A 24116-nucleotide genomic window follows, 5' to 3' on the forward strand; every position below is an offset into this window, starting at 1 on the left:
TGATGTATTCTTTACTGTCGTATATCTGAATTGAAATGTTACAAGTAGCACTTCACGGCATACAATCTATCGGTGAAAGATTGTTCGGTAGAGGAGCGGTAGTTGGCGAAAGAAGTTTAGGATATCCAGATGCAGGTGCACATACGCTTTGGGTTATCTTTACGGAAATTTGAAGATCCCTTCTACCTTAAGGTGAAGGGTTTTTTTTTATGTTTTTTTGATATATATTGCTAAGTATGTTCCAATAATTCATTCTATTGTATTGAGAATAATGTCATCTACATCAAAAAAACGGCTTATAAAAGGAACTAGTATTTGAGGTGGGTTTATTAACGAATTTTATATATAGCATGAATGAAAATGAGATAAATAAAACAATATTCCCTATTATGTTTTTAAGAATTAATTGAGCAGGTCCTTGTAAAAATAAAAAAAAGACACCTAAAGGTGCCTTCCGCCGGCTTAAATTATTTTAATATTATCGATCTAAGTTTAAAAGCTATAAGGATTTTTTCTATAGGATTTGTAAGTAGTTTTTATGAAATTATGAGTGTTTTTTATTTTGTAATTCAATAAGTTCATCTGGTATCACTTTTGTATAATATTCTTTTTCTGTTAGTTCAAATATAAATAATGCTTTTTTCCAGTTATAAATAACATCTTCTACATTATGTTGTTTCATTTTTAATAAACACTGACCTTTTAAATAGAATAGTTCACCTAGTAGGTATAAAGTATGTAGATTAATTGCTAATTTGATACCCTTATCAATGTACTTTATTGCCTCTTCATATTGATATGTGAAGTCGAAACATTTTGCTAAATTTAACATGAGTTTTAATTTAATTTCTTTATCTCTAGGAAAATCTAATTTATTAAAATTAGTTAAACATCTTTTGAATATATTAATACTTTTTTCATATTCTTTATTTTCTGCATAAAATATAGCCATTGTTTGCATAATATCTATTTCTCTTTCTGATAAAAAATCAGAATTAGTTAAAGTCAGTTTTAATGCATGATTTAAAAAATCTAAAGCAGTTTTTATTGATTTATCCACCATAAATACAGCAATTGCTTCATGCCACATTAGAAATTGTTTCTCATCTTTTGTTTGAAAATTATTTAAGTTTTTCTCTTTTTTTACTATTTCATAAAGTTCTTTATATTGTTTTTGCTTTAAGCAATCTTTTATTACGTATTTTACATTTTCTACATATTTTAATCTTTTGTTTTGAGTTAGTGCAAATATATTATTTGGGTCAATACCAAGTCTTTCTGATAATTGATATAACAATATACTAGATGGATAAATCATACCTTTTTCAATCTTGCTAATTTGACTTTGTGAACATATTCCATGACATAATTCGGATTGTGATATATTTTTTTTGATTCTAAGTTCTTTAATGGTAATACCCAAATCGTTAAATTCCATTTTTCCACCTACTATTTAGCACTTTATTAAAATAAGAACATTCTCTAACCTTAATGTAATGTAAAATTAATATAGTTGCAATTATTGTTTTAAAGGGCTTATCGTTTCTATAAGATGGTGAGATTTTTTTATGTACAAAAAAGACACCCTAAGGTGCCTTCCGCCGACTTGAACCACTTTCATTTAATATAAACCTAGCTGTATTTTCACATGCCTTTCCAATTCCTCTATTTTCCATTTGATAAAATGAAATTCCAATATTACCAATAATTAAATAAATATTTCTACATATTCAAGATATTTACATAAATTATAAAAGTGATACATTTAAGTTGTAATCTATAAAAACTATTAAAGGGGGATTTATTATGTTCAAGAAATTAGTAGTAGGAGCGTTAGCAACAGGTATTGCATTAACAGGAGGAATTGGTGCAGCTTCAGCTGATACACAAAAAGCTGTGAGCTCTCCGAAGCAAGCCACATGCTCAATTCCTTATGAGTATTCTAATGGTAAATTCAAAAGAACTCTTTATTACTCAAATGGAGTATATGCTAATAGTTTTAATGAAAATGTTTGTGGCGGGACGATTACGTGGTACTTAAAACATGTTCAAAATGGAGTTGCTTTTTACGAAGGTAATTTAAAATAGTAGATTTTTTGAACCTCATTTATTGAGGTTCTTTTATTTGTAGTTTTTAAACCGATTCTCTATAAAAAAGACACCCTAAGGTGCCTTCTTGCGATTTGCTCCATTGTAATATGGTATTGGATGCCAGTCCAATTATTATTTTACCACCTTAAGTAGTTTCGGTTATTGAGAAAAAATACAACTCATTGTTTGAATGCAAAAAGCCCTAGGGGGACTAGGACTTTTTGCTAGAATGAATAAGATTTAAAAAAGGACTTATATAACGTAACATATGAATGTTTCGTAAATGTATCAAAAAAGTGAACAAAATAGTTATTTTAAATAAAAAAAGCTCCGCGATAAAAGCTGCGGAACTTCATAAGGTCGAGTTATGTCGTACTCACAAGGGATTTTAACATGGATGTTGTGGTAAAAATACTGGTAAATTTGTCCTATAACCCCGCTGATTAGAGTTTCACTTCATTCGAAGGAATTCATGTTTTATAAATTAGATTATGATAGTTGATATTCTCCATATTGACCAGAAAAGAACTAAAAATTCTAGTGAAATTCCAAGTGTTCGTTTCCTAGTTTTTTGAAATTCTTTTATTAAATAGCCAACAGCACTAATTGCTATAAGAATGAAAAGAATAAGTTCGAGTGTAACTGGCATTTTATCTACCCCTAATACATTAATTTATTATATAAAGATTATAAGATATTTTTGTGGCTAGTAGTGAAAAATTTAATAAAACTATCTCTAAATAGTTATTTTAAAAAGAAGAGAAACTAGCAAAAATTAGATACTTTTGTATAAGAAAGGAATAGATTAATAATTTAATATAAAAAATACAAGATATGCAATATTGCATATCTTGTATTTCATATTACATTGAACCCAATTATGCCTTGAATAGAGAGGGTTTAAAAGAAATATAATAATCTAAATTGTTTACCAATTAATATGGTAAATTATAGATAAATAAAGAAATTTATGTTAATGTACTTATGGTAATATACTGTTAAAAAAAGGAAGAGGTGAAAAGTTTATATGTTTAAAAAAGGCGTATCATTGCTATTAATTTTCATTTTATCTATTTCTACATTTAGTATAGTAACTCACGCTGCTAGTAGTTCAGAATATGTGAATCAATCATTCTATGGGTATAAGGAGCCATCTTTTAATTCAGTTAAAACAAATGGCGGATCAGAGTATGGTGCTCAAAATGTAGGAGTCGTGGAAAAAAGAGATAATGGTTGGTGGAAGATTGAAACATGGGAAGGTCCAGTTTGGATTAACTTAAATGGGGAAGAACGTGTCATGGGAGATTTCTATGCATATGATGAACCTTCTTTCTCATCAAAGGTTGCGAATGCTGGAGCGAAGTACGGGCGACAAACATTTAGAATAGTAGATGGAACAACAGATGGTTGGCTAAAATTTAAGACGTGGGAAGGCGACAAGTGGATGAATCCTACGGCTGAACAAATTATTGTCAACAAAACAATCTATGCGTATAATGAACCTTCATTTAATGCACAGAAAGCAAATTATGAAGCACCATTTAACCCGCAAAATTGGGGAGTAGTAGAAAAAAAAGAAAATGGCTGGATGAAAGTAAGTACTTATGAAGGTTATAAGTGGATCAATCCAGATGGAGAAGAAAGGTTCATAAACAAATCATTCTATGCGTATAACGAAGCTTCATTTAATGCAGGAAAAGCAAACGCTGGAGCATTATATAGTCCACAAAATTTTAGAGTTGTGGATGGAACACCTAGTGGATGGTTGAAGGTTAAAACATGGGAAGGCGAGAAATGGCTGAATCTAGATGGAGAAGAAAGATTCATAAACAAATCATTCTATGCGTATAACGAGCCTTCATTTAGCTCAGGCAAAGCAAACGCTGGAGCATTATATAGTCCGCAGAATTTTAGAGTTGTAGATGGGACAACTAGTGGGTGGTTGAAGATTAAAACATGGGAAGGCGACAAGTGGATGAATTTAAATGCGGAAGATACAGGCGTAGAATTCTACGTGGAAGCTACTGCATATAGTGTAGAAGGTAGTCCACCAAATGAAAGGATTACGGCGTCTGGAATAGACATAGGAAAAAATCCTAACATCAAGTTAATTGCAGTTGATCCTAAAGTTATTAAACTAGGAACGAAAGTTTGGGTTGAAGGATACGGTGATGCAATTGCTGGAGATACAGGTGGGGCTATTAAAGGCAATAAAATTGATGTTCTGTTTCCTACAGAAAAGCAAGCACGTGAATGGGGACGTAAAAAAGTGAGAATTAAAATAATGAAATAGGATATATCTATTCTTTGCTTCGAAAATTATATATTAGACAAAATAAAAGGGAGGATATTTTTATGTTTAAGAAAAGTATAGGAATCTTATTGTTTTTTATTCTATCTATCTCGACATTCAGTATGGTAACTCACGCTGCTAATAGTTCAGAATACGTGAATCAATCATTCTATGGGTATAAAGAACCATCTTTTAATTCAGCTAAAACAAATGGCGGATCAGAGTATGGTGCTCAAAATGTAGGAGTCATGGAAAAAAGAGATAATGGCTGGTGGAAGATTGAAACATGGGAAGGTCCAGTTTGGATTAACTTGAATGGGGAAGAACGTGTCATGGGAGATTTCTATGCATATGATGAACCTTCTCTCTCATCAAAGGTTGCGAATGCTGGAGCGAAGTACGGGCGACAAACATTTAGAATAGTAGATGGAACAACAGATGGTTGGCTTAAATTTAAGACGTGGGAAGGCGAAAAATGGATGAATCCTGCGGCTGAACAAATTACCGTCAACAAAACGATTTATGCATATAATGAGCCTTCATTTAATGCACAGAAAGCAAATTATGGAGCACCATTTAACCCACAAAATTGGGGAGTAGTAGAAAAAAAAGAAAATGGCTGGATGAAGGTAAGTACTTATGAAGGTTATAAGTGGATCAATCCAGATGGAGAAGAAAGATTCATAAACAAAGCATTCTATGCGTATAACGAAGCTTCATTTAATGCAGGAAAAGCAAACGCTGGAGCATTATATAATCCGCAGAATTTTAGAGTTGTGGATGGGACACCTAATGGATGGTTAAAGGTTAAAACATGGGAAGGCGAGAAATGGCTGAATCTAGATGGAGAAGAAAGGTTCATAGAAAAATCATTCTATGCGTATAACGAGCCTTCATTTAGTTCAGGCAAAGCAAACGCTGGAGCATTATATAGTCCGCAGAATTTTAGAGTAATAGATGGGACAACTAGTGGATGGTTGAAGATTAAAACATGGGAAGGCGACAAGTGGATGAACCTAAACCAAACAGATTCTGGTTCTTCTGGAGTAATTGATTTAGCTTTAAAACAACTTGGAAAGCCGTATGTTGAAGCTGGGACAGGACCAAATGGATTTGATTGTAGTGGCTTTATTTATTACGTATTTAAAAATAATGGATATAACATTGTGAGAACAAGTGTTGCAGGATACTGGGGAATGGTTACAAAAATAAGTGATCCTCAACCAGGGGATTTAGTATTCTTACAGAATACATATAAGCAAGGTCCTTCTCATTTAGGAATATATTTAGGAAATGGCGAATATATCCATGCAGCGGATACGACAACAGGTGTAATTAAAAGTAAGATAAACAGTCCATACACTCAGAAGCATTTCTTGGGGTATGCTAGATTTTCAAAATAATTAAATTGGATTCAATAAAAAGACAGCTATCTATGGATAGCTGTCTTTTTATTATTTGTGTTGACTTGACTACTTATATATATTCACAAGCAAAACAACATAATATTAATACGGAAAAATATATTAATATGAATTTTTGCATATTTTAAAATTCAATATATCCCTCAAAAACTTTTAATTGTATAATATATTTTGTCATATTTTTAGATTTTTCGACATAAACCAACAAAAATAGAGAGCGTATTGGGAGAAGACATTATGTATACAAAACTATTAAAATCAATTACATCATTATCACTGATTGGTGGTGCGTTGTTATATACAAATGGCAGCGATGTAAAAGCTGCTGAAGTGGGTGTTTTTTCTGATGTGCCGACATCACATTGGTCATATCCTGCGATTAAAGATTTAGCGAGTAAGAATATTATTTCCGGTTATGGAAATGGGATATTTGGTTTTGGAGATGTTGCGACAAGGGAGCAAGTTGCGGCTTTAATTTATCGAGTGTTAGTACCAAATAAACAAGGCGGTTCGTTTAGTAATGGTGGAACTCGTTACGTATTAAAGGATGGATCTACGTTTAAAAATCCTTACGGTGATATTAATCAAAGTTCTACAATGTTCCCAGAAGAGGTATTAACTTTAACAAATTTAGGAGTTTTTAAAGGTGATGAAAATGGCCAATTTAGACCGAAAGCTTCTGTGAGTCGTGCGGAAATGGCACAAATTCTTACAAATGCTTTCCATCTTGCGGCAAAACAAAAACATACCTTTAAGGATGTTCCAAATCCATTTTGGGCAGAAAATGCAATTAGTGCGGTGCAGTCAAATGGAATCGCAGATGGCACAGGGAACGGGAATTTTGAACCGTATGGCACAGTAACACGTGAACAGTATGCGCAGTTTTTATATAAAACTTTGAAATATAAAAATGCCGATGTGAAAGACACAGGAGATGAGGCATTATTAACAGCTTTTAAAGAGGAAGTACAAAAGCGTATTAATACATACGAGACAAATATTACACTTCCATATAAAACGAAAAATAATAATACAGAAGAAGTGATGAATACACTTTTTAACGCATATAAAGAAGTTGCAAGTAAAAATGAGTATACAAATAATAATAGATCGAATGTTTCATATGGACTTTCTGGATCACCTGGAAATTATACGTTTACGCTTAAGATTACATATCGTGAAACGAAAGAACAGACGGAATATGTCATGAAACAAGCGAAAGCAATCGTTTCTTCTATTACTCAAGTTGGAATGGATGATCACGAAAAAGTGAAGGCGATTCATGATTACGTAGTAAAGCATGTTTCTTATGATACGTCTTATAAAGCTTACACAGCATATGAAGCACTTGTAAATCGTTCTGCGGTTTGCCAAGGTTACGCACTATTAACTTATCAATTATTAAAAGAAGCAGGAATTGAAAATCATTTTGTGACAGGAACTGGGGACGGACAACCTCATGCTTGGAATTTAGTGAAAATCGAAAACAAATGGTATCACCTTGATACAACATTCGATGATCCAGTGCCAGATGAGCAGGGCCGCGTCACGTATTCGTATTTCAATTTATCAGATGAACAAATCGCAAGAAATCATGAGTGGAACCGCGGAGACTACCCGCAAGCTACAACGAATTATTATAGTACACTGACAAACAAAATTGCGGCAGGTAGTACGAAAACGCCTGCATATCAACAAATATTAAAAGATACAAAGTTAAACTATTTAGGAAATGAATATATCGCAAATAACTATACCGAATTAAAAAATAAAATGCAGCAACGCTATAGTGCAAAACCAGAGAAAATTGAAGTGCTATACAAGCAATCAATGAATGGTGCACTGCAAGATGTGAAAAAGGCAATTGGCGAAATCGATTATCCGCAAGGGGCAAATCGAGTTTCTTATAAAGCGGAGCCTTATAATGCGAAAGAAGGGTATTCTTTAGTGACGATTACGTTTACGTATTAAAAGCAACCTAGATCCTATAGGATCTAGGTTGTTTTTTTATTATTCTTCGACAAAACATGACAATATATAGATACATTCTTTGCTACTATGAGATGAGAAATCTTACATTAAAAAACTGTTTAAAATAACTAATGCAGATAGGCGGAAAAAAATGAACCGAAAGTTACTAATGGCTTTAACATGCGGTACATTGCTTATGGGAATGGCTGCTTGTAGCTCAAATGAGAAGACTACAACTGAATCAAAACCTAAACAAGAAGAAAAGGTTCAGGAAAAACCGAAAGTTCAAACCATTCAAAAGCAGCAAAAAGATAGTTATATAGTAAGTGAAGATGAACTCTCTAAAGCGGCACAGTCGATTGGTGAAATTCAAAACGAGCAAACTATAAATGATATGATGATACATATGTCTTTACAAAAACTCAAATTCAATGGGAATAATCTTCATGTTTCCGGTACCCGTGATGTAGGGCGATTTCAAATGACGAAAGAAAACATTCAATACTTAAAAAACAACTTAAATGTTATTAATAATGATGAAAGACCAAAATATGAATCTATTCTGAACAAATGGTATGATGGAGAGTTCGAATCTGTAGTTAAAGACTTTGAAGAAATTCATTATTTACGTTCAGGAAAAAAGCAAAGTATGGAGGGATCTAAACTAGCTAAAAAAATTGATAGTGATGAAAAAGAATTTATTCTCCATTTCTTTGGTCAAGAAGGATTAGATATCCATAATAAAGAGTGGAAACAGGGCGAGTTATAGAAGTAAAACTGAATTTCTCTTCACTAGGAAGTACAATGTTTTACGGAACAAAAAAATAATGAAATTTCCTTAAATATAGTCCCATCGGGAGGTTGTCTATACTGAGATTCAATAGATACACAGTAATGCTTATTTTTCTAGCCATTGGCACAAATGCTGCATTATCTATGTGGATTAAGCAGGGACTTTTAGGTGTCATCAATGCTATTATTTTCTTGTTAACCGCTGCACGGACTACAAAATGAACTAATACAGAAGATTAGCATAAATAAAACATTGTATTTCTCAATAAACAAAACAACTTAACGTGGTAAAATAATAGTTGGACGGGAGTCCAATACATATTATTAAAATTAAGATGGTTCAAGTCGGAGGAAGGCACCTTAGGGTGTCTATTCTTTTTTCTAAATGAGAGTCTTGTCTTAAAGAAGATAAAAATTCAATGGATAATTACCATGAATATATAGATAAAGTTCATCCATATAGTTGTAGAAAGGAGGCATTCAAATGAAGAGACATGATAATAAGGTTGGTCACTTTACATCTGAAAAAGGAAAGGAAGACTTTCAAATTGCCTACGATGAATCAATGGCACTCCTTCCAAAACCTAACGATACGAAAAATATAAAAACGAAATATGGCACAATTCGTGCTTATTATTTTACTAAAGAGGAAAACAAACATAAGGAACCAATACTCTTACTCCCTGGACGTGGTGCATCTACTCCAATGTGGGTACCTAATTTAGAAGGTCTAAGAGAAAAAAGGCCTGTTTATACGATAGATTTACTAGGTGAACCTGGGATGAGTGTGCAAACGAAGGTGATTGAAAACCAAAAACAACAAGCAGAATGGTTAAATGAAGTAATTGAAGGATTAGGTTTAGAAAGAGTGCATATCGTAGGTGTCTCCATTGGAGGGTGGACAACAATGAACTTGGCCAGATATAATCCTGAGCATATTGCTACGGCTAGTTTATTAGATCCAGTCTTTGTATTTGCGCAAATATCCATAAAAATGATTCTGGCATCTATTCCAGCTTCCGTTCCTATTGTCCCTAAGTTTTTAAGAGAAAAGATGTTAAGCTATGTTGCTGGAGGAGCAGAAGCAAGTGACGATGAGCCTATCGCTAAGTTAATCGAGTCGGGTATGCGTAACTATAAACTGAAAACGCCAGCGCCTGATTTATTTAGTAAAGAAGACTTAAAAAATATTGATATTCCAGTGCTTGCACTTATAGCTGAAAAAAGTACAATGCACAATTCGGTAAAAGCAGTTGAAACTGGAAAAAAATACGTTAAAGATATTGATATAGTTAATTGGAAAAATGCATCTCACGCAATCAATGGTGAGTTCTCTAACGAAGTTAATGCTAGGATCCTTGATTTTGTAGAAAAACATTCTAATGATAACTAAGTTGAAAGTGGAAAATATGTTGTCATAACAACTTCATCTCTATATAGCTATTTAGGGGATTTAGCTCATTTTTTATTTTGGCATATTTTAATTCTGCTATTTTCATGAATATGTATAATTACATGAAATTTCAGTGAAAAAGAGAGTATACTTTCGTATTGTGTAATAAAGATAAAGCCCGCCTACGGAAATAGGCGGGCTTTTTTTACTTATAAAGAAAAGACAACCTTTAAGGTGTCTTCCTTCGATTTGAAACATTTTACTAGGTTAAGTTTTTGTGATAATAAACTCTTTTAATTGGAATGAACCTACGCAGTACATCACTTTATTCTTAAGCATCATTCTCAACAAAAGTGAAGATTTTCATTATCTTTTTAACTACAAAGGGTAATAATTTAGAAGCTAAAAATGCAAGTACGAAAGCAATTCCCCATGTTTTCATCCATGATTTGAGAAATAAAGCTGTATATCCAACATTCATTGAAACCATGACGAAAGAGATAATACTAGATATACCTAAAATCATAAAGATATTAAAAATTATTGGTTCGAATTTTTTATTGATTTTCAAAATTAACACCTATTTCCTATATATGCTTTGCTGCCCAATTTCACCAACATCTAATCTTACAGTTTGAAATCTAGGTTGTCCAGTTTGTTTTACTTTTCTGCAATAGCAATATTATATGGAATAGAGTTTCACCATATTGCTATTAAACTAAAATTTTAAGATTGCACCTAAACGAAATTTATAGTATCGAAGTTCATTTTGGAGAGGGATGTAATACTACATCTTACACTTAAACTGCACATTGCGTATTTTTTATGAAGAAAAGACACTCATATAAAAGTGTCTTTTCCGATAGTTTTTTAGCAGAAGCAAGCAGCTCCAACGATGATTAATAAAATAAACAATACAACTAACAAAGCAAATCCTCCAGCGAAGCCACAGCCACCACAACTACCACCAAAGCCCATAACAGTTCCTCCTTTTAACAGGAAGGGAAAACCAAGGGGGCACTCATGTGTTTTAACGGATTCCATTTACTTTATGCTTTTACGAATGAATGGAGCAGGTCCTTTTCAAAATAGATTTATCCCGCTATTTGCCGGGGAGTAAGACCTCGATTGATGAGGGCAGAATAAAGTTGCACTTTATTCTTAGAAGGAATTCAAAGGCAAAATAGGAGAGTCTATATCATTCTTTAAAAGCGAATAAATAAAAAACAAAATATCCAAAAATATAGATAGAAATCCGCTTTTATACCTTTCAATAAAAGAATACTAGCATTATATATTATAAGGAATACTTGTCCTTAATTGTAAATGAAAGGGGGTAATTGGTATGAGTTATGGCTATGGTCACCCTCCAAAAAAATGCTTTGAACATCATAATGAAACTTTATCAACGGGTGTATTACGTAGACATTCCGCTACGTTATTTCTTACTGTTGAAGCTATGAATGTTGATCCAGATGATACTCGTAGAGTAACAGTTGAAATGTTTGATTGGTCATCAGGTTCTCCGGTATTATTACCATTAATAGACCCTTCAACACAAACATTGCCACCTAATCGATATGTTACTTTTCGTTCAGCAGCTCTTCCTCCAGCACTTTTTGCTTATGAAGTAAGAATCATTCGTCCGAAAGATAGAGATGTTGTTACGAATGTTTTTGGTCTTAGTGCAATCGTATTTAACCCACAAGAAGGAAATAATGTTTTACAACATGATTTAGCAAAATTAGACCTTAAATAGATTTTATAAAGGTCTATTTATTGAGCATGATTAAAAAAAGAGTAGGATGTAATCCTACTTTTTTTTAACGTTAATTAGAATTTTAAAAGAAATCCTTCATTATTTTAGCATCTTTAATATTCACTATCACACCTTCTACCTTATCTTTCTTCTCATCTTTAGCAATCGAAATTTGCTCCTTATTATCAGCCCACACAAGAAATTCTTCTTTTGAGTCATCTTTATATGTAACAGTAATAGTAGAATGTGCAGATTCTCTCTTTTTTTGATCTAGTGTGATTTGTTTAGGAGTGCCTTTTTGGACTGCTGAAACGATAGATTGTATCATTTTTTCGTTGTCTGTTTGAGATTTGGAAGTAGTATGATTTGTTGTTTTCAGTATTTCAATGTCTGTAATATTAGCAGAATTTAATTGAAAGGTATTTTGTTTATGTTCTTGCTTAACTTGTGAAGCTTTATCTGTAGCCGAGGTGCTTGTACAACCTATTAAATTGAAAGATAGAGCGGTTAGAGCGCATATAGATATGATTTTTTTCATAGTATCCCTCCTCAAGTTTAATTATAACAATTTTCTGTTAATTTAGGTAGTTATTGTAAGGAGAAGATGTTTTAAAGTGGTAAATGATGATGTTCATTCTCTATTAAAATCAAAATTCACATAACTTTTTTCATATTTTATGTTTAACATTTCGAAAATGGGTGTACTACATATAATATAACAAATAATTCATTTTAAAGGAGGAAGTTAAAGATGGAAACGAAGTATAGTAAACCTTTTGTATATGAATTTATTACGGAGAAAGAGGTCATGAATGCGGCGAATGATCTCGTGAAAAAAGGAATAGACCAAAAAGATATTTACGTATTAACGCATGAGAAAGATAGGACAGATAGAATTGCGGACAATGCAGACGTGAATACAATTGGGATAAAAGAGGAGGGACTTGGGACAAGCATTATTAACGTCTTTCAAAAAACAGGAGATCAGTTAAGAAATAAAATGCAAGAGTTAGGGCTTAATGAGGAAGAAGCGAACTTTTATGAAGAAAAACTGGATGAAGGGAAAATCTTGTTATTCGTTAAGGATTTAGAAAGAGTCGGTGAATGGTTACAAGAAAGAAGATGCATGTATTCTATTTAAATTTGTATCCTTTAAATCTATAAATCTATTACGAAAAGGAGATTGTAAATATGAGTGAGAACGGACTAAAAGAACAAGTTAAAGGTAAAGTTGAAAAGAAAAAAGGACAAGTAAAAGAAGGAATTGGTGAAGTTACAGAAGATAGAGAGTTGAAAAATGAAGGTAAGTGGGAAAAAACGAAGGGAACGATAAAAGAAAAAGTCGGAAAAGTGAAACAAAAGATAAGTGATGAATTGGATAATAAAGAATAATATATGTTCATCAAGCTTTAGTTACATACTAAAGCTTGATGAATTCAATATAAAACGAATATAGGAGGTTTAATTGTGGGACTTATTATTACGTGTATTGTAGGTGGACTTATTGGTGCGTTAGCTGGAATGATTACAGGAAAAGACTTTCCGTTAGGTATAGTTGGAAACGTGATTGCCGGATTAATCGGATCTTGGGTAGGTAGTGCGTTATTTGGTCATTGGGGTCCTGAATGGGGAGGCATTTTTGTTCTTCCAGCGTTATTAGGTGCAATCGTCTTTATTTTAATCGTTACATTCTTCTCTAGAATGCTGCGGAAAGCGTAAGTATGATAATAAATAGTAATCTTAAGTTTATTATATATAGTTATAAAGTTAATGAACTGATAAAAATACATAAAAAAGCATCCAATTAAACTAATTTGGATGCTTTTTTATGTATTTTACATAGGAATGAGTGGAGGATGAAGAACCCCCCACTCATTAACATTACACTTTCTATTATGTATTAAGCCATCGTTACCTTTTTACAATTATTTATTCTTACGACTTGCCTTGATTCTATATGAGCTAAGTCCTCGCTATTACTTATATCAACTACAATTGTATTCGTTAGTATATTAATAATGGAACCAACTAATTTTGTAGCATGATCGTGTCGATAAGAAAATTGAACAAAATCTCCCTTTTTAAAGTTGTGCTCTTCCATAGATAGATCCCCCTAAAAATAATGTTTATACATTATACATACACAAATTTATAAGTTTTAAACATTTGGTAGTATTTTTTACGTGTTAAGCCGAGAAAGGTGTAGAAAATTTATTTATAATGAAAATAAAAAAATATGTTTAAAACTAATTTTTATGGGTAATTAAATAGTAAAAGTTCGAGATAAGGGGGCGGAAATGATGAATTTAGGAATAAATATTTTGCAAAATGATGTAGGTTATACGGTACAATTTAATGGTGAAATTGATGCGTATACGGCATCAGATTTAAAAAATAAGATTATGCCTATTGCAAGCGAAAAAGAGGTTCAGATTGTAGTAGATTTTCATAACGTAGATTATATGGATAGTACTGGTTTAGGTGTTTTTATAGCTCTATTAAAAGCGGTTAAGAAAAATGATGGAAAACTAGAGTTTATCGGTGTATCTAAAAGATTAAAAAGATTATTCGATATTACAGGATTAACGGAAATATTAAATTTGAATTCTGATTTTGAAAAAGTAGAAAGAAGGTGACTAGGGATGATGGAGAGATTTGAAAAGATAGAAATGAAAATTCCTGCAAAGGCAGAATATGTGGCTATTATTCGTTTAACAATGGCTGGTGTTGCGAATCGAATAGGCTTTGCTTATGACGATATAGAAGATATGAAAATTGCTATTAGTGAGGCGTGTACAAACATTGTACAACATGCATACAAAGAAGACGTTGGAGAAATTACAATTGTCTTTGGGCTATATGAAGATCGATTAGAAATTATGGTTGCGGATAATGGGGTTAGCTTTGATTTTAATAACTTAAAAAGAAAAGTTGGTCCGTATGATATTAGTAAACCAGTAGAACATTTGCCGGAAAATGGTTTAGGTTTATATTTAATCAATACGTTAATGGATGATATACAAATCATGCATGATGAGGGCATGACGGTTTTAATGACAAAATATATACAAAGAGAGCAGGTGGAGAATGATGGAAATCCAATCTCAACCTACGAATCTTACTAAAGAAGACGTTATTAAACTAATTGCAGACTTCCAACAAAACCAATGTAATGAAGCGCAGGAAAGGTTAGTTGATCATTATAAAAATCTCGTATATTCCATTGCATATCGCTATTCAAAAGGCGGGCCGATGCATGAGGATATTATACAAGTAGGCATGTTAGGGCTCTTAGGTGCAATAAGAAGGTATGATTATTCGATAGGGAATGCTTTTGAGCCTTTTGCAATACCTACGATAGTAGGGGAAATAAAGAAGTATTTACGCGATAAAACTTGGGGCATTCACGTTCCAAGGCGAATTAAAGATTTAGGCGGAAAAATTAAACTTGCGATAGAGGAGTTAACAGATCACCTGCAACGTTCGCCGAAGATTATAGAAATCGCAAATCATTTAGGACTATCGGAAGAGGAAGTTCTAGAGATTATGGATGCTAAAAATAATTATCGAGTATCTTCCTTAGATGATGTAGTTGAAAATGCATCTGATGGTAGTTCGGTAGCGAGAATTGAATCTGTAGGTGAAGTAGAGCAAGGATATGAAGAGACAGAAAGGCGTCTCGTTTTAAAGGATATTTTTAACGTATTAAATGACACGGAAAAGAGTGTTATTCATTATATATTTGGAGAAAATTTAAATCAAAAAGATACAGGGGAACGGTTAGGTATTTCACAAATGCACGTTTCTCGTATTAAAAGACAAGCGATAAGTAAATTGAAGCAAGCCGCATTTTTAGATACATAAAAATTTAAAATAATGATGTTTAAAACATGAGAAAAGGGGTACTTATTAAGTATAGGAGGAGATATGAAAATGTCACACGATGTGAAAGAACTAATCGAAGGATTGAATGAAGATTTAGCAGGAGAATACGCAGCAATCATTATGTATAACCATAATGCAGCTACAGTTTCTGGTATATATAGACAAGTGTTAAAGCCTTTCTTTGAATCTGAAATTAGTGATGAACAAGGACATGCCCTATATTTAGCGGAGAAAATTAAGACGCTAGGTGGTACACCTACTACGATCCCTTTATCAGTGAAACAAGTAGAAGATGTTAGAGAAATGTTAGAATACGCTAGACAATCAGAATATGAAACAATTAAGCGTTATGAAACGAGAAAAGAACAGGCAGCGAAATTAAATATGACAGAGTTAGTTGTAAAGCTAGAAGATATGATTGCAGATGAAACTAATCATATGGAAGAATTAGATCGTCTTTTAAATGATAAAGCAATGGTGTTAAATTAAAAGTAGAAATTTATAGAGTGAAAGAACAAATTCCTATTTCTGGGGGTTTGTTCTTTTGTTGTATAAATATGTTTGAGTAAGAAATTTTCATTTTGTAACTGAGTATGTAATACTAGAAAAATAGAAAATAATAATAGATTTACATTTTAAATAAGAAAAGGGGAAATAACTTGTGTCCATTTTAATTGTTGATGATAATCCGGTTAACATATTTGTAATTGAGAAGATTTTAAAACAAGCTGGATATCATGATCTTGTATCGCTCAATTCTGCACAAGAGCTCTTCGAATACATACAGTTTGGAAAAGATTCTTCCAGGCATAATGAAATTGATTTAATATTATTAGATATTATGATGCCTGAAATTGATGGACTTGAAGTTTGTAGGCGATTACAAAAAGAGGAGAAGTTTAAAGATATCCCTATTATTTTTGTTACAGCTTTAGAGGATGCAAATAAATTGGCCGAAGCTCTTGATATGGGGGCAATGGATTATATTACGAAACCTATAAATAAAGTTGAACTATTAGCACGTATGCGTGTAGCGTTACGCTTGAAATCGGAATTAAATTGGCATAAAGAACAAGAAGAAAATCTTCGGAATGAACTAGATTTAGCTACGCAAGTACAAAGAAACTTATTAAGTAGCCCATTACGAGAAGATCATATAAAAATTGAAGCAAGTTACTTACCTTCATTTAAACTAGCTGGAGATATGTATTATTGGTATAAAATCGATGAAAATCGCTACGGTATTATATTATTAGATGTGATGGGACATGGTGTATCTGCTTCATTAGTTTGCATGTTTATTTCGTCTGTATTACGTGAAACGATTAAATGTTTAATTGATCCAGAACTTGTTATTAAAGAATTAAATAAATATATGACCCTTTTACATAATGAAAATGATAATATTCCCTATTATTTTACGGCCATATACTTAGTTGTTAATACAGAAGATAGAACAGTTGAATATGTAAATGCAGGGCATCCTTCTGGATATGTTTTAGTTGATGAAACAAATGTAGTTGAACTAGATCGCGGGAGTTGTGCGGTAGGATTTTTTGATGAAATAAAAGTTAAAAAGACAGTTATACCTTTTGAGAAGAACGCTCAAATACTATTGTTTACAGATGGTGTTCTTGAAGCAATTGCAAATGATGAATTTGAGGCTGAAGAGAAATTACGTACTTTTACAGAAAGAAAATGGGGAGATTTAGAAGGCGAGATAGAAGGGTTTTACAAGGAAGAACAAAAGAAAGCGCAATCAGATGATATGTGTCTCATTATGATACAAACGAATGCGAAATAAAAAGCGTATGAAATCCAAACAGAGGATTTCATACGCTTTTTATTGTATTTTTTGATAAATTTGTTCGCTAGGATTAAATTGAGTATAATGCGGCATTATATTTGAAAAACGAAGAGTTTCTTTATTCCCTAAACATAGAAAACCATTGTGACCTAAGCTTTCATAAAATAGTTGCTGCACTTGATTTTGAAGTTTACTTGTAAAGTAAATTAAAACGTTACGACAAAGTATAATATGAAACTCGTTAAAAGATTGATCGGTTACTAAATTATGCTGTGCAAAAATAATGTTTTGTAAAAGTGATGGATTAAAATAAGCAAAACGATTATCTGTTGAATAATAGTTAGAAAACGCTTGTGTACCGCCAGCTTGTAAATAGTTTTTCGTATAAGTTTGCATTTTATTTAACGGGAGGATACCTTGTTTTGCTTTTTCTAACACATTTGTATTCATATCTGTTGCGTAAATAACCGACTTTTCACTTAATCCTTCTTCGTGAAGTAAGATGGACATTGATAATACTTCTTCACCAGTTGCGCATCCAGCATGCCAAATTCTAATTTCGGGATGCTTTTTTAATTCAGGAATAACATGCTCTCTAAGCGCTTTAAAAAAGGCAGGGTTACGGAACATCTCAGTTACATTAATTGAGAAATCATTTAATAACTGTTCTAAAACCGCTTCCTCGTGAATTACTTTTTCAATTAATTTTGAAATGGTTGGGATATTAGAGAGCTGCATTCGATTACAAATCCTTCTATAAATAGATGTGCGAGCATATTGGCGAAAATCAAATCCTGATAGTTTAAATACCGCTTCCAATAGTAATTCAATTTCTAAGTTCGTGCGCTCATCCGTATCTACTGATGGATCAAAATTATAATACTTATTTTCCACTCCAACTAAACCTCACTTATTTTATTAACCATACACTCATTACCGAATAGAGTTGATGTAGATTTAATGGTTTACTTATATAATCTGAAGCGCCAGCAGATAAACATTTTTCCTTATCATTTGGCATTGCTTTAGCAGTTAATGCGATAATAGGTATTTCATTTAACCCTAAGTTCATTCGGATATTTTCCATCGTTTCATAACCGTCCATATTAGGCATCATAATATCCATTAAAATAAGGTCAATATTTGTATTGCTTTGTAGTATTTCTAAACACTCTATGCCGTTTTGGGCAGTAATAATGTTGGCATTTTGTTTTTTTAATGCATTTTGTAACGCAAATATATTTCGATGATCATCATCGACAATTAAAATGGTTTTCTCTTGGAAGACGTTATTTGTTTCTGGAGTAACGATAGTTTCTTCAACAACTTCAGCAGGAATAACATCTTCTATCGTTGCTGCGACTTCTAAATTGGATAACTGTATATCATGTAATCCATTTGGAAGGTTAGGAATATATACCGTGAAAGTACTACCTTCTCCTACATTACTCTCTAACGTAATCCAACCACCTAATAATCTCGCAAACTCTTTACAAATAGATAAACCTAATCCTGTACCACCATACTTTCGAATCGTTGCTCCATCTGCCTGTTGAAAGGCTTCGAAAATAAGTTGATGCTGTTCTTTAGCGATACCAATACCAGTATCTTTTACTGAAATTGTAATCCAATCTTTACTTATAGACTGCATATCATGACTCAAATTGGTTGTTTCTATCGAATCAAAATGTAAAGAAACGGATCCTTTTTCTGTGAATTTAAATGCATTGGATAATAAGTTTTTAATAATTTGCTCAATCCGTTTTGCATCTGTATAAAACAGATCAGGAATCGTATCACTGTCCTCAATAGTAAATTCGACATTTTTTTGTGCAGCTATATGTAAAAAGTTTTGATGCATATTGGCTGCCATGTCACTTATGTTCGTTGCCTCAAAAATGATGTCTAGTTTGCCTGCTTCTACTTTAGATAAATCTAGTATGTCATTAATTAAAGTAAGTAAGTCTTTCCCTGATGAATGAATGACAGTTGCTAATTCAATTTCATCGTCGGATAAATTGTTATCATGATTTTCTCTTAACATTTCAGATAATAGTAAAATACTATTTAACGGTGTGCGTAATTCATGTGACATATTTGCTAGGAACTCAGATTTGTATTTTGAGCTGCGTAACAACTCGCTTGCTTTTTCTTCTAATTCTGATTTGGTAATTTGTAAGTCAGCTGTCTTCTGCTCAGCCTCTTCAGTTCTAGACTCTAATTGTTCATTCGTTGTTCGTAATTCTTCTGCTTGCATTTGTAGTTCTTCCGCTTGCGTTTGCAATTCTTCTGATTGAACTTGTAACTCTTCTGTCATTGCTTGTGATTCATGTAAAAGAGTTTGAATTCGCATACGTCCCATAATGCTATGGATTGTTAAACCTAGATTATCAACGGTTTGTTGAATTAAATCTTGATGTAAATCTGAAATCTCAGTTACACTTACTAACTCCATTACTGCGATCACTTCATCCTCAAATAAGATAGGGATGACTAGTAAATTTTTAGGACGTATTTCTAATACTCCGCTAGTGACATAACGAAACTCTTCGGGTATATCCCTGAGAATAAAACTTTTCTTTTCTAAGGCAGACTGTCCAATGAAACCTTCACCCATTTGAATGGATTGTTTCCCAATATCAGCACCTTGATCGGCGAAAGAAGCTTTTTTCACATAGTAGACAGTTTCTTCATATTCTTCACGTACATAAAATGCACCGCAAGAAGTTTGCGTTTTTTGTATAATTCCACTAAGAATTTTTTTACCTAACATCTCAATAGAAGATACACCTTGATACATTAAAATTAATTCTGCAAGCTCCGTTTGTAACCACTCTCTTTTCGATATTTCGTCTAGTAGGTGATTCGTTGTATGAGCAAGATCTTTTATTTCATCACGTGTGTTTACATGAATTCTTTCCGTGATTTTTTCTTTAGAAGAAATGGATTTAATAACTTGAATTACATTTTTAATCGTTTTTGTAATGGAATTCGAAATATAGAGTGAAATGATAATAGAAATACAAGAAAGTAAGAACAATAAACTGTATAACCAAATCTCTAATTTATTATTTTCAGTATCTAATTGTGCTGCTCTTTTTTTCGTTAATTGCTCCTCAGTGCTACGGAAGTTAGTTACCTGTGACTGTAATGACTGAATTTGAGTCGTGTCGATTGTTTGTACATTATTACTATTATTATTTGCAATGAGTGGGTGAATCTCTTTATTTATCCAACTAATAATATTTTCGTTAATCTGTTTTAATTTTTCTTGCTGAGATGGGTTATCCTCTAATAATGAGAAAAGATCTTGATAATGCTTTTCGTAATCCTTTTCCGCAGAATTAAGAGATTGTACGTAATTTGGATTATTAGAAATGATAAACCCTTTCGCTTTATTTTCAATTGTTAGTAAATCTTTCTCCACTTGATTTGTTAAATTGAGAACTTTAAAATCGTGATCAATAATAAAATTACGAGATTTTTGTAAATTAGAAATCTCATTGTTCAACATAATGAAAGAAACAAGTAAGAACAAAATGATAACTAAATAACCAGCCATAATTTTGTAGCGAATACTAAATTTTGCTTTCGAGTTCATTAAAAATTCCTACCTTCAAGGTTATTAAAACTTTTCTATTTTAAAGAATGAAAAACGTAATATATATTATATCAGTTTTCATAAGGCTAAACTAGAAATCCCCCTATTGTATTAGGGGGTTCTTTTTTAATAGAGGAAATCATTTTGAAATATAAAACTATATATGAAAAGTAACAATCGAGGGAATAGGGGATAACAAAACTTTTAAGAAGGGAAGAGTGTTCTTAAAGCTCTTTTTGCATCTATTCCTTCAAAAATAAATAATACAAGATCTCTCTTTTTTACAGTAAGGAAAAAGGATACTAGAGTGCTTAAGTTTTTAATAGAAGTAAGTGTTCCGTGTTTACTTATAAATACATTCGTTTGAAATGTTGTCATTAAAGCATAAAAATGATGAATTTGAGTTATTGTAGGTGTTTCATTATAAGAAATAGTAGTAGAGTGAATGGCGTTCATCGTAATATTCCTTTCCATATAGTAAGCATAACAATATAAACATACCCGTTTTAAAAAATGTTAAACATATAAATAAGAAAAAATATAATTATAGTTTTTTACGTTTAGAAAAGGTTAGGAAGGGTATACATATACTACAAAGAGATTGACTGAAGATGAATTGTAAGATGTCTATGTTTAGTAGATTAGTCTATCAAAATATACTTTTACTTTAAATAAAAAGGAGCCTGGTATACATGAATGAAATGATGATTAATATTACATTTGATTTAATTTACTTGTTAAGTAGTTCACTTGTAGTGCTTTTACTATTCTCTTTTTTCATAAATGGTTATGTTAATAAGAAAATTAGTGTATACAGAAATGAAGAAAAATAAAAATATATTATATAAAACTTTAGGAGGTTAATAGTTATGAATGTAGATAGAAAAATAGTAGGTGTTTTTAGAACAATTGATGATGCGGCACTCGTTATTAATGAATTAAATGATAAAGGATACTCAGCAGATAACATTTCAGCTATTGCAAAAGATCAGAAGGAAATTGAACACCTTGAAGAAAAATCGGGTGAAAAAGTAAATCATGAAACTGCACATAAAGCAGATATCTTTTCAGCAACAGGGCTTGTGGCAGGAGGAGTAGCAGGCGGACTCGGTGGTTTATTAACAGGTCTTGGTATACTTGCCGTTTCTGGAATGGGTCCAATCGTAGCAGCAGGACCGATCGCAGCAGCTATTGGAGGAGCCGGTATTGGCGGAGGAGCTGGAAGTTTAATAGGAGCATTTATAGGGTTAGGAATTCCAGAAGAACATGCTAAAAAGTATGAAGAATATATTTACGATGGCAATATATTAATTTTAGTAGATGCAAAATTAGATGATAAGTTAGAAATCTATAAAATATTTGATAAGCATAATGCCTATAACTCTGATTTCTTTAAATAAAATGTAAACAAAGTGAATATCATTTTTTGATCTTACAACTTTGGCGCGGCCGAGGAGTCGTATGACTATAAGAGAGGAAGGGCTTATAGTAAAAGATCAAGTTCTATTCTGTTATTTAAAAGGGAAGAGGTGCCTTTTCGTGATTGTAAAAATATTAAAGGATAGCAGTAATAGTTTCCTTTGTACAGTTCAAAATAAAAATGGAGACCAGTATGTGAAGAAATGGTTTCGTAAACATGAAAACAATGAAAAATTAGGACGACCAACTTTCAAAGAAGTAGAAAAGGACTGGAAAGAAAATAAAGAGTCGTTTATGTATCCTAATGTTAAAGCGCTTTATTAGAATGAAACATAATGCGCGTTTCATTCTTACAAAACTGTCACATTCCTGTAAGGTAATTCAATAGATTAGATATTTTTTCTGTGTCATAATAAAGACATAAGAAAGCGAATTAAAAAACTACAACTTATTAGGAGAGTGTCAGTCATGATTGTAACAACAACGTCTGGAATTCAAGGTAAAGAAATTATTGAGTATATCGATATTGTAAATGGTGAAGCTATTATGGGTGCAAATATTGTCCGCGATTTATTCGCTTCTGTTCGTGATGTTGTCGGTGGTCGTGCTGGTTCTTATGAAAGTAAGCTAAAAGAAGCTCGTGATATCGCAATGGACGAAATGAAAGAACTTGCAAAACAAAAAGGTGCGAACGCTATCGTTGGTGTTGACGTAGATTACGAAGTAGTTCGTGATGGAATGTTAATGGTTGCTGTAAGTGGTACAGCTGTACGTATATAAGTAAATAAAAAACAGGCTCACCCCTTGAAGTTTATGCTTTGAGGGGGTTTTTTATTTTTCTTTTGTTCATGACTAAAGTTAAAATAGAGAAGAGCCGACGTACTCGCTCGCTTATTTCAAATGTAGTATATTATTTCTTGAGAAAAAGCAAGTAAATGGAATTTTTTGTATTTGAAGAAGGTGTTAACTTTATGACAAATAATAAAATTGCTATTTGAGGTACGAAGAGAATTAGTGGTATGAATAATTTTAGAAAGTGTATAGTTAATAGAAATAAACGATGGAGTATGTAAAGAGTTATATTACATAAAATTTATTATGAATGGAGGCGGTTACACTATGTTTTGGTTAGGATGTTTTTTAGGATACATTGTAGGTTCTATTATTACATGTGCGCTACTTTACTTTGGATATAGATCCAATGAAAATAAAAAAGCGGATATGCAAAAAGGGGAGGAGAGAAAAATCAATAAAAGAGGTGTATAGTAGGCGAAAGGTAAGGTGATAACATTGATGCAAAAATAAAGGACAGTTACATATTTCATATGATTACTATGTACTGTCCCGCTTATTCCTTTTGGATTAGGAAAAATTGTTTCCTGTCTTGCTGTAAAATTCATAGGCGAAATATCCAAATAAATAGCCTATTCCAGCTCCTAAACTAACTAAAAGCAGGGCGAAGTTCGGGAAAAATATACCGAAAATCAAACCGATCATACAGCCAACAAGCATTCCTATAGGTATTAAACTGTCTAATAACAGTTGAGCCTCTTTTGATTTTTTCTTACCTAATGTGCCGTTGTCATATTTATGTTTAAGCCTTCCAATTACATAGACTACAATTCCCCCGACTATTAAAACAGGCGCAATTGCTTTGAGTAACCACATGTTAGAATCTCCT

General features: G+C 32.3%; 30 protein-coding genes. 21 read left to right on the plus strand and 9 right to left on the minus strand.

What is annotated here, in order from left to right:
• The first annotated feature begins 35 nt into the window (after positions 1 to 35).
• Positions 36 to 173 carry a DAK2 domain-containing protein gene (locus NST90_RS04975; RefSeq protein ID WP_000942237.1) on the plus strand — a complete coding sequence of 46 codons (138 nt, stop codon included), beginning with the start codon at positions 36 to 38 and terminating at the stop codon, positions 171 to 173.
• A gap of 371 nt (positions 174 to 544) precedes the next feature.
• On the opposite strand, the gene NST90_RS04980 is transcribed toward NST90_RS04975, so the two are convergent.
• Positions 545 to 1438 carry a helix-turn-helix domain-containing protein gene (locus NST90_RS04980; protein ID WP_000395469.1) on the minus strand — a complete coding sequence of 298 codons (894 nt, stop codon included), beginning with the start codon at positions 1436 to 1438 and terminating at the stop codon, positions 545 to 547.
• 368 nt (positions 1439 to 1806) lie between these two features.
• Between NST90_RS04980 and NST90_RS04985 the strand changes: the two genes are divergently transcribed.
• The 6 genes from NST90_RS04985 to NST90_RS05010 all read left to right on the plus strand — a co-directional run bounded on the left by NST90_RS04985 (position 1807) and on the right by NST90_RS05010 (position 9964).
• On the plus strand, positions 1807 to 2088 hold the full coding sequence (locus NST90_RS04985; RefSeq protein WP_000473814.1) for an LCI fold-containing protein: 282 nt from the start codon (positions 1807 to 1809) through the stop codon (positions 2086 to 2088).
• 1030 nt (positions 2089 to 3118) lie between these two features.
• Positions 3119 to 4384, plus strand: coding sequence for a 3D domain-containing protein (locus tag NST90_RS04990; RefSeq protein WP_283748242.1), 1266 nt, complete (start codon positions 3119 to 3121; stop codon positions 4382 to 4384).
• Between the two features lie 62 nt (positions 4385 to 4446).
• Complete coding sequence (locus NST90_RS04995; RefSeq protein WP_283748241.1) at positions 4447 to 5787, plus strand: C40 family peptidase; 1341 nt, start codon at positions 4447 to 4449, stop codon at positions 5785 to 5787.
• Between the two features lie 258 nt (positions 5788 to 6045).
• On the plus strand, positions 6046 to 7779 hold the full coding sequence (locus tag NST90_RS05000) for an S-layer homology domain-containing protein (protein WP_283748240.1): 1734 nt from the start codon (positions 6046 to 6048) through the stop codon (positions 7777 to 7779).
• A gap of 151 nt (positions 7780 to 7930) precedes the next feature.
• Entirely contained in the window at positions 7931 to 8548 is a 618-nt protein-coding gene (locus tag NST90_RS05005; RefSeq protein WP_001080422.1) for a DUF6241 domain-containing protein, read from the plus strand.
• 507 nt (positions 8549 to 9055) lie between these two features.
• On the plus strand, positions 9056 to 9964 hold the full coding sequence (locus tag NST90_RS05010; RefSeq protein ID WP_002023421.1) for an alpha/beta hydrolase: 909 nt from the start codon (positions 9056 to 9058) through the stop codon (positions 9962 to 9964).
• A 331-nt stretch (positions 9965 to 10295) separates the two neighbouring features.
• Here the strand turns inward: NST90_RS05010 and NST90_RS05015 are convergent, their stop codons facing one another.
• Positions 10296 to 10535, minus strand: a complete 240-nt coding sequence (locus tag NST90_RS05015) for a DUF2798 domain-containing protein (RefSeq protein ID WP_000700210.1) — start codon at positions 10533 to 10535, stop codon at positions 10296 to 10298.
• A gap of 299 nt (positions 10536 to 10834) precedes the next feature.
• Positions 10835 to 10942, minus strand: coding sequence for a YjcZ family sporulation protein (locus tag NST90_RS05020; protein WP_000505670.1), 108 nt, complete (start codon positions 10940 to 10942; stop codon positions 10835 to 10837).
• Between the two features lie 367 nt (positions 10943 to 11309).
• Between NST90_RS05020 and NST90_RS05025 the strand changes: the two genes are divergently transcribed.
• The gene (locus NST90_RS05025) at positions 11310 to 11723 is read left to right on the plus strand and encodes a hypothetical protein (RefSeq protein ID WP_000120217.1); all 414 of its coding nucleotides are present in this window, start codon (positions 11310 to 11312) and stop codon (positions 11721 to 11723) included.
• 82 nt (positions 11724 to 11805) lie between these two features.
• On the opposite strand, the gene NST90_RS05030 is transcribed toward NST90_RS05025, so the two are convergent.
• Entirely contained in the window at positions 11806 to 12261 is a 456-nt protein-coding gene (locus tag NST90_RS05030) for a hypothetical protein (protein WP_000720832.1), read from the minus strand.
• 213 nt (positions 12262 to 12474) lie between these two features.
• Here NST90_RS05030 and NST90_RS05035 point away from each other — a divergent pair, with 213 nt between their 5' ends.
• From NST90_RS05035 to NST90_RS05045, 3 genes are all read left to right on the plus strand, one after another.
• A complete protein-coding gene (locus NST90_RS05035; protein WP_000448802.1) occupies positions 12475 to 12864 on the plus strand; it encodes a general stress protein in 390 nt (129 codons plus the stop codon).
• Positions 12865 to 12914: 50 nt separating this feature from the next.
• The gene (locus NST90_RS05040; RefSeq protein ID WP_001293468.1) at positions 12915 to 13115 is read left to right on the plus strand and encodes a CsbD family protein; all 201 of its coding nucleotides are present in this window, start codon (positions 12915 to 12917) and stop codon (positions 13113 to 13115) included.
• Between the two features lie 75 nt (positions 13116 to 13190).
• Positions 13191 to 13442, plus strand: coding sequence for a GlsB/YeaQ/YmgE family stress response membrane protein (locus tag NST90_RS05045; RefSeq protein WP_000522903.1), 252 nt, complete (start codon positions 13191 to 13193; stop codon positions 13440 to 13442).
• A 181-nt stretch (positions 13443 to 13623) separates the two neighbouring features.
• On the opposite strand, the gene NST90_RS05050 is transcribed toward NST90_RS05045, so the two are convergent.
• The gene (locus NST90_RS05050; protein WP_283748239.1) at positions 13624 to 13824 is read right to left on the minus strand and encodes a methyltransferase; all 201 of its coding nucleotides are present in this window, start codon (positions 13822 to 13824) and stop codon (positions 13624 to 13626) included.
• 196 nt (positions 13825 to 14020) lie between these two features.
• On the opposite strand from NST90_RS05050, the gene rsbV reads away from it, so the two are divergent.
• From rsbV to NST90_RS05075, 5 genes are all read left to right on the plus strand, one after another.
• Positions 14021 to 14359, plus strand: a complete 339-nt coding sequence (gene rsbV, locus NST90_RS05055) for an anti sigma b factor antagonist RsbV (RefSeq protein ID WP_283748238.1) — start codon at positions 14021 to 14023, stop codon at positions 14357 to 14359.
• Between the two features lie 6 nt (positions 14360 to 14365).
• A complete protein-coding gene (gene rsbW / locus NST90_RS05060) occupies positions 14366 to 14848 on the plus strand; it encodes an anti-sigma B factor RsbW (protein ID WP_000970572.1) in 483 nt (160 codons plus the stop codon).
• Positions 14811 to 15587 carry an RNA polymerase sigma factor SigB gene (sigB, locus tag NST90_RS05065; protein ID WP_016122036.1) on the plus strand — a complete coding sequence of 259 codons (777 nt, stop codon included), beginning with the start codon at positions 14811 to 14813 and terminating at the stop codon, positions 15585 to 15587. Before rsbW ends, sigB begins: the two co-directional genes overlap by 38 nt.
• Positions 15588 to 15656: 69 nt before the next feature.
• Entirely contained in the window at positions 15657 to 16097 is a 441-nt protein-coding gene (locus NST90_RS05070; RefSeq protein WP_000017742.1) for a ferritin-like domain-containing protein, read from the plus strand.
• A gap of 172 nt (positions 16098 to 16269) precedes the next feature.
• Positions 16270 to 17412 (plus strand): fused response regulator/phosphatase, encoded by a 1143-nt coding sequence (locus NST90_RS05075; protein WP_000025520.1) that lies wholly within the window; start codon positions 16270 to 16272, stop codon positions 17410 to 17412.
• 39 nt (positions 17413 to 17451) lie between these two features.
• Here the strand turns inward: NST90_RS05075 and NST90_RS05080 are convergent, their stop codons facing one another.
• The 3 genes from NST90_RS05080 to NST90_RS05090 all read right to left on the minus strand — a co-directional run bounded on the left by NST90_RS05080 (position 17452) and on the right by NST90_RS05090 (position 21472).
• Entirely contained in the window at positions 17452 to 18309 is an 858-nt protein-coding gene (locus tag NST90_RS05080; RefSeq protein ID WP_283748237.1) for a protein-glutamate O-methyltransferase CheR, read from the minus strand.
• 16 nt (positions 18310 to 18325) lie between these two features.
• On the minus strand, positions 18326 to 21016 hold the full coding sequence (locus tag NST90_RS05085; protein WP_001084959.1) for an ATP-binding protein: 2691 nt from the start codon (positions 21014 to 21016) through the stop codon (positions 18326 to 18328).
• 204 nt (positions 21017 to 21220) lie between these two features.
• Positions 21221 to 21472: a hypothetical protein gene (locus tag NST90_RS05090; RefSeq protein ID WP_000991357.1), complete on the minus strand. Its 252-nt coding sequence runs from the start codon at positions 21470 to 21472 to the stop codon at positions 21221 to 21223.
• 236 nt (positions 21473 to 21708) lie between these two features.
• Here NST90_RS05090 and NST90_RS05095 point away from each other — a divergent pair, with 236 nt between their 5' ends.
• The 5 genes from NST90_RS05095 to NST90_RS05115 all read left to right on the plus strand — a co-directional run bounded on the left by NST90_RS05095 (position 21709) and on the right by NST90_RS05115 (position 23701).
• Complete coding sequence (locus NST90_RS05095) at positions 21709 to 21849, plus strand: hypothetical protein (RefSeq protein ID WP_016122039.1); 141 nt, start codon at positions 21709 to 21711, stop codon at positions 21847 to 21849.
• A 36-nt stretch (positions 21850 to 21885) separates the two neighbouring features.
• The gene (locus tag NST90_RS05100; protein ID WP_001100088.1) at positions 21886 to 22416 is read left to right on the plus strand and encodes a general stress protein; all 531 of its coding nucleotides are present in this window, start codon (positions 21886 to 21888) and stop codon (positions 22414 to 22416) included.
• A gap of 139 nt (positions 22417 to 22555) precedes the next feature.
• Positions 22556 to 22759: a DUF4028 family protein gene (locus NST90_RS05105; RefSeq protein ID WP_002023439.1), complete on the plus strand. Its 204-nt coding sequence runs from the start codon at positions 22556 to 22558 to the stop codon at positions 22757 to 22759.
• A gap of 144 nt (positions 22760 to 22903) precedes the next feature.
• Positions 22904 to 23215 carry a heavy metal-binding domain-containing protein gene (locus NST90_RS05110; protein WP_000637511.1) on the plus strand — a complete coding sequence of 104 codons (312 nt, stop codon included), beginning with the start codon at positions 22904 to 22906 and terminating at the stop codon, positions 23213 to 23215.
• Between the two features lie 339 nt (positions 23216 to 23554).
• The gene (locus NST90_RS05115) at positions 23555 to 23701 is read left to right on the plus strand and encodes a hypothetical protein (protein WP_000498628.1); all 147 of its coding nucleotides are present in this window, start codon (positions 23555 to 23557) and stop codon (positions 23699 to 23701) included.
• 96 nt (positions 23702 to 23797) lie between these two features.
• Here the strand turns inward: NST90_RS05115 and NST90_RS05120 are convergent, their stop codons facing one another.
• The gene (locus tag NST90_RS05120; RefSeq protein WP_044307193.1) at positions 23798 to 24103 is read right to left on the minus strand and encodes a hypothetical protein; all 306 of its coding nucleotides are present in this window, start codon (positions 24101 to 24103) and stop codon (positions 23798 to 23800) included.
• Positions 24104 to 24116: the final 13 nt, after the last annotated feature.

It is taken from the genome of Bacillus sp. FSL E2-8900, from assembly GCF_037966225.1.
GTDB lineage: Bacteria > Bacillota > Bacilli > Bacillales > Bacillaceae_G > Bacillus_A > Bacillus_A cereus.

Excerpts from the sequence above, each read along its gene's own strand:
- NST90_RS04975 (WP_000942237.1), top strand. The coding sequence starts at position 36 with ATGTTACAAGTAGCACTTCACGGCATACAATCTATCGGTGAAAGATTG.
- NST90_RS04980 (WP_000395469.1), bottom strand. The coding sequence starts at position 1,438 with ATGGAATTTAACGATTTGGGTATTACCATTAAAGAACTTAGAATCAAA.
- NST90_RS04985 (WP_000473814.1), top strand. The coding sequence starts at position 1,807 with ATGTTCAAGAAATTAGTAGTAGGAGCGTTAGCAACAGGTATTGCATTA.
- NST90_RS04990 (WP_283748242.1), top strand. The coding sequence starts at position 3,119 with ATGTTTAAAAAAGGCGTATCATTGCTATTAATTTTCATTTTATCTATT.
- NST90_RS04995 (WP_283748241.1), top strand. The coding sequence starts at position 4,447 with ATGTTTAAGAAAAGTATAGGAATCTTATTGTTTTTTATTCTATCTATC.
- NST90_RS05000 (WP_283748240.1), top strand. The coding sequence starts at position 6,046 with ATGTATACAAAACTATTAAAATCAATTACATCATTATCACTGATTGGT.
- NST90_RS05005 (WP_001080422.1), top strand. The coding sequence starts at position 7,931 with ATGAACCGAAAGTTACTAATGGCTTTAACATGCGGTACATTGCTTATG.
- NST90_RS05010 (WP_002023421.1), top strand. The coding sequence starts at position 9,056 with ATGAAGAGACATGATAATAAGGTTGGTCACTTTACATCTGAAAAAGGA.
- NST90_RS05020 (WP_000505670.1), bottom strand. The coding sequence starts at position 10,942 with ATGGGCTTTGGTGGTAGTTGTGGTGGCTGTGGCTTCGCTGGAGGATTT.
- NST90_RS05025 (WP_000120217.1), top strand. The coding sequence starts at position 11,310 with ATGAGTTATGGCTATGGTCACCCTCCAAAAAAATGCTTTGAACATCAT.
- NST90_RS05030 (WP_000720832.1), bottom strand. The coding sequence starts at position 12,261 with ATGAAAAAAATCATATCTATATGCGCTCTAACCGCTCTATCTTTCAAT.
- NST90_RS05035 (WP_000448802.1), top strand. The coding sequence starts at position 12,475 with ATGGAAACGAAGTATAGTAAACCTTTTGTATATGAATTTATTACGGAG.
- NST90_RS05040 (WP_001293468.1), top strand. The coding sequence starts at position 12,915 with ATGAGTGAGAACGGACTAAAAGAACAAGTTAAAGGTAAAGTTGAAAAG.
- NST90_RS05050 (WP_283748239.1), bottom strand. The coding sequence starts at position 13,824 with ATGGAAGAGCACAACTTTAAAAAGGGAGATTTTGTTCAATTTTCTTAT.
- rsbV (WP_283748238.1), top strand. The coding sequence starts at position 14,021 with ATGATGAATTTAGGAATAAATATTTTGCAAAATGATGTAGGTTATACG.
- rsbW (WP_000970572.1), top strand. The coding sequence starts at position 14,366 with ATGATGGAGAGATTTGAAAAGATAGAAATGAAAATTCCTGCAAAGGCA.
- sigB (WP_016122036.1), top strand. The coding sequence starts at position 14,811 with ATGATGGAAATCCAATCTCAACCTACGAATCTTACTAAAGAAGACGTT.
- NST90_RS05070 (WP_000017742.1), top strand. The coding sequence starts at position 15,657 with ATGTCACACGATGTGAAAGAACTAATCGAAGGATTGAATGAAGATTTA.
- NST90_RS05085 (WP_001084959.1), bottom strand. The coding sequence starts at position 21,016 with ATGAACTCGAAAGCAAAATTTAGTATTCGCTACAAAATTATGGCTGGT.
- NST90_RS05090 (WP_000991357.1), bottom strand. The coding sequence starts at position 21,472 with ATGAACGCCATTCACTCTACTACTATTTCTTATAATGAAACACCTACA.
- NST90_RS05095 (WP_016122039.1), top strand. The coding sequence starts at position 21,709 with ATGAATGAAATGATGATTAATATTACATTTGATTTAATTTACTTGTTA.
- NST90_RS05100 (WP_001100088.1), top strand. The coding sequence starts at position 21,886 with ATGAATGTAGATAGAAAAATAGTAGGTGTTTTTAGAACAATTGATGAT.
- NST90_RS05110 (WP_000637511.1), top strand. The coding sequence starts at position 22,904 with ATGATTGTAACAACAACGTCTGGAATTCAAGGTAAAGAAATTATTGAG.
- NST90_RS05115 (WP_000498628.1), top strand. The coding sequence starts at position 23,555 with ATGTTTTGGTTAGGATGTTTTTTAGGATACATTGTAGGTTCTATTATT.
- NST90_RS05120 (WP_044307193.1), bottom strand. The coding sequence starts at position 24,103 with ATGTGGTTACTCAAAGCAATTGCGCCTGTTTTAATAGTCGGGGGAATT.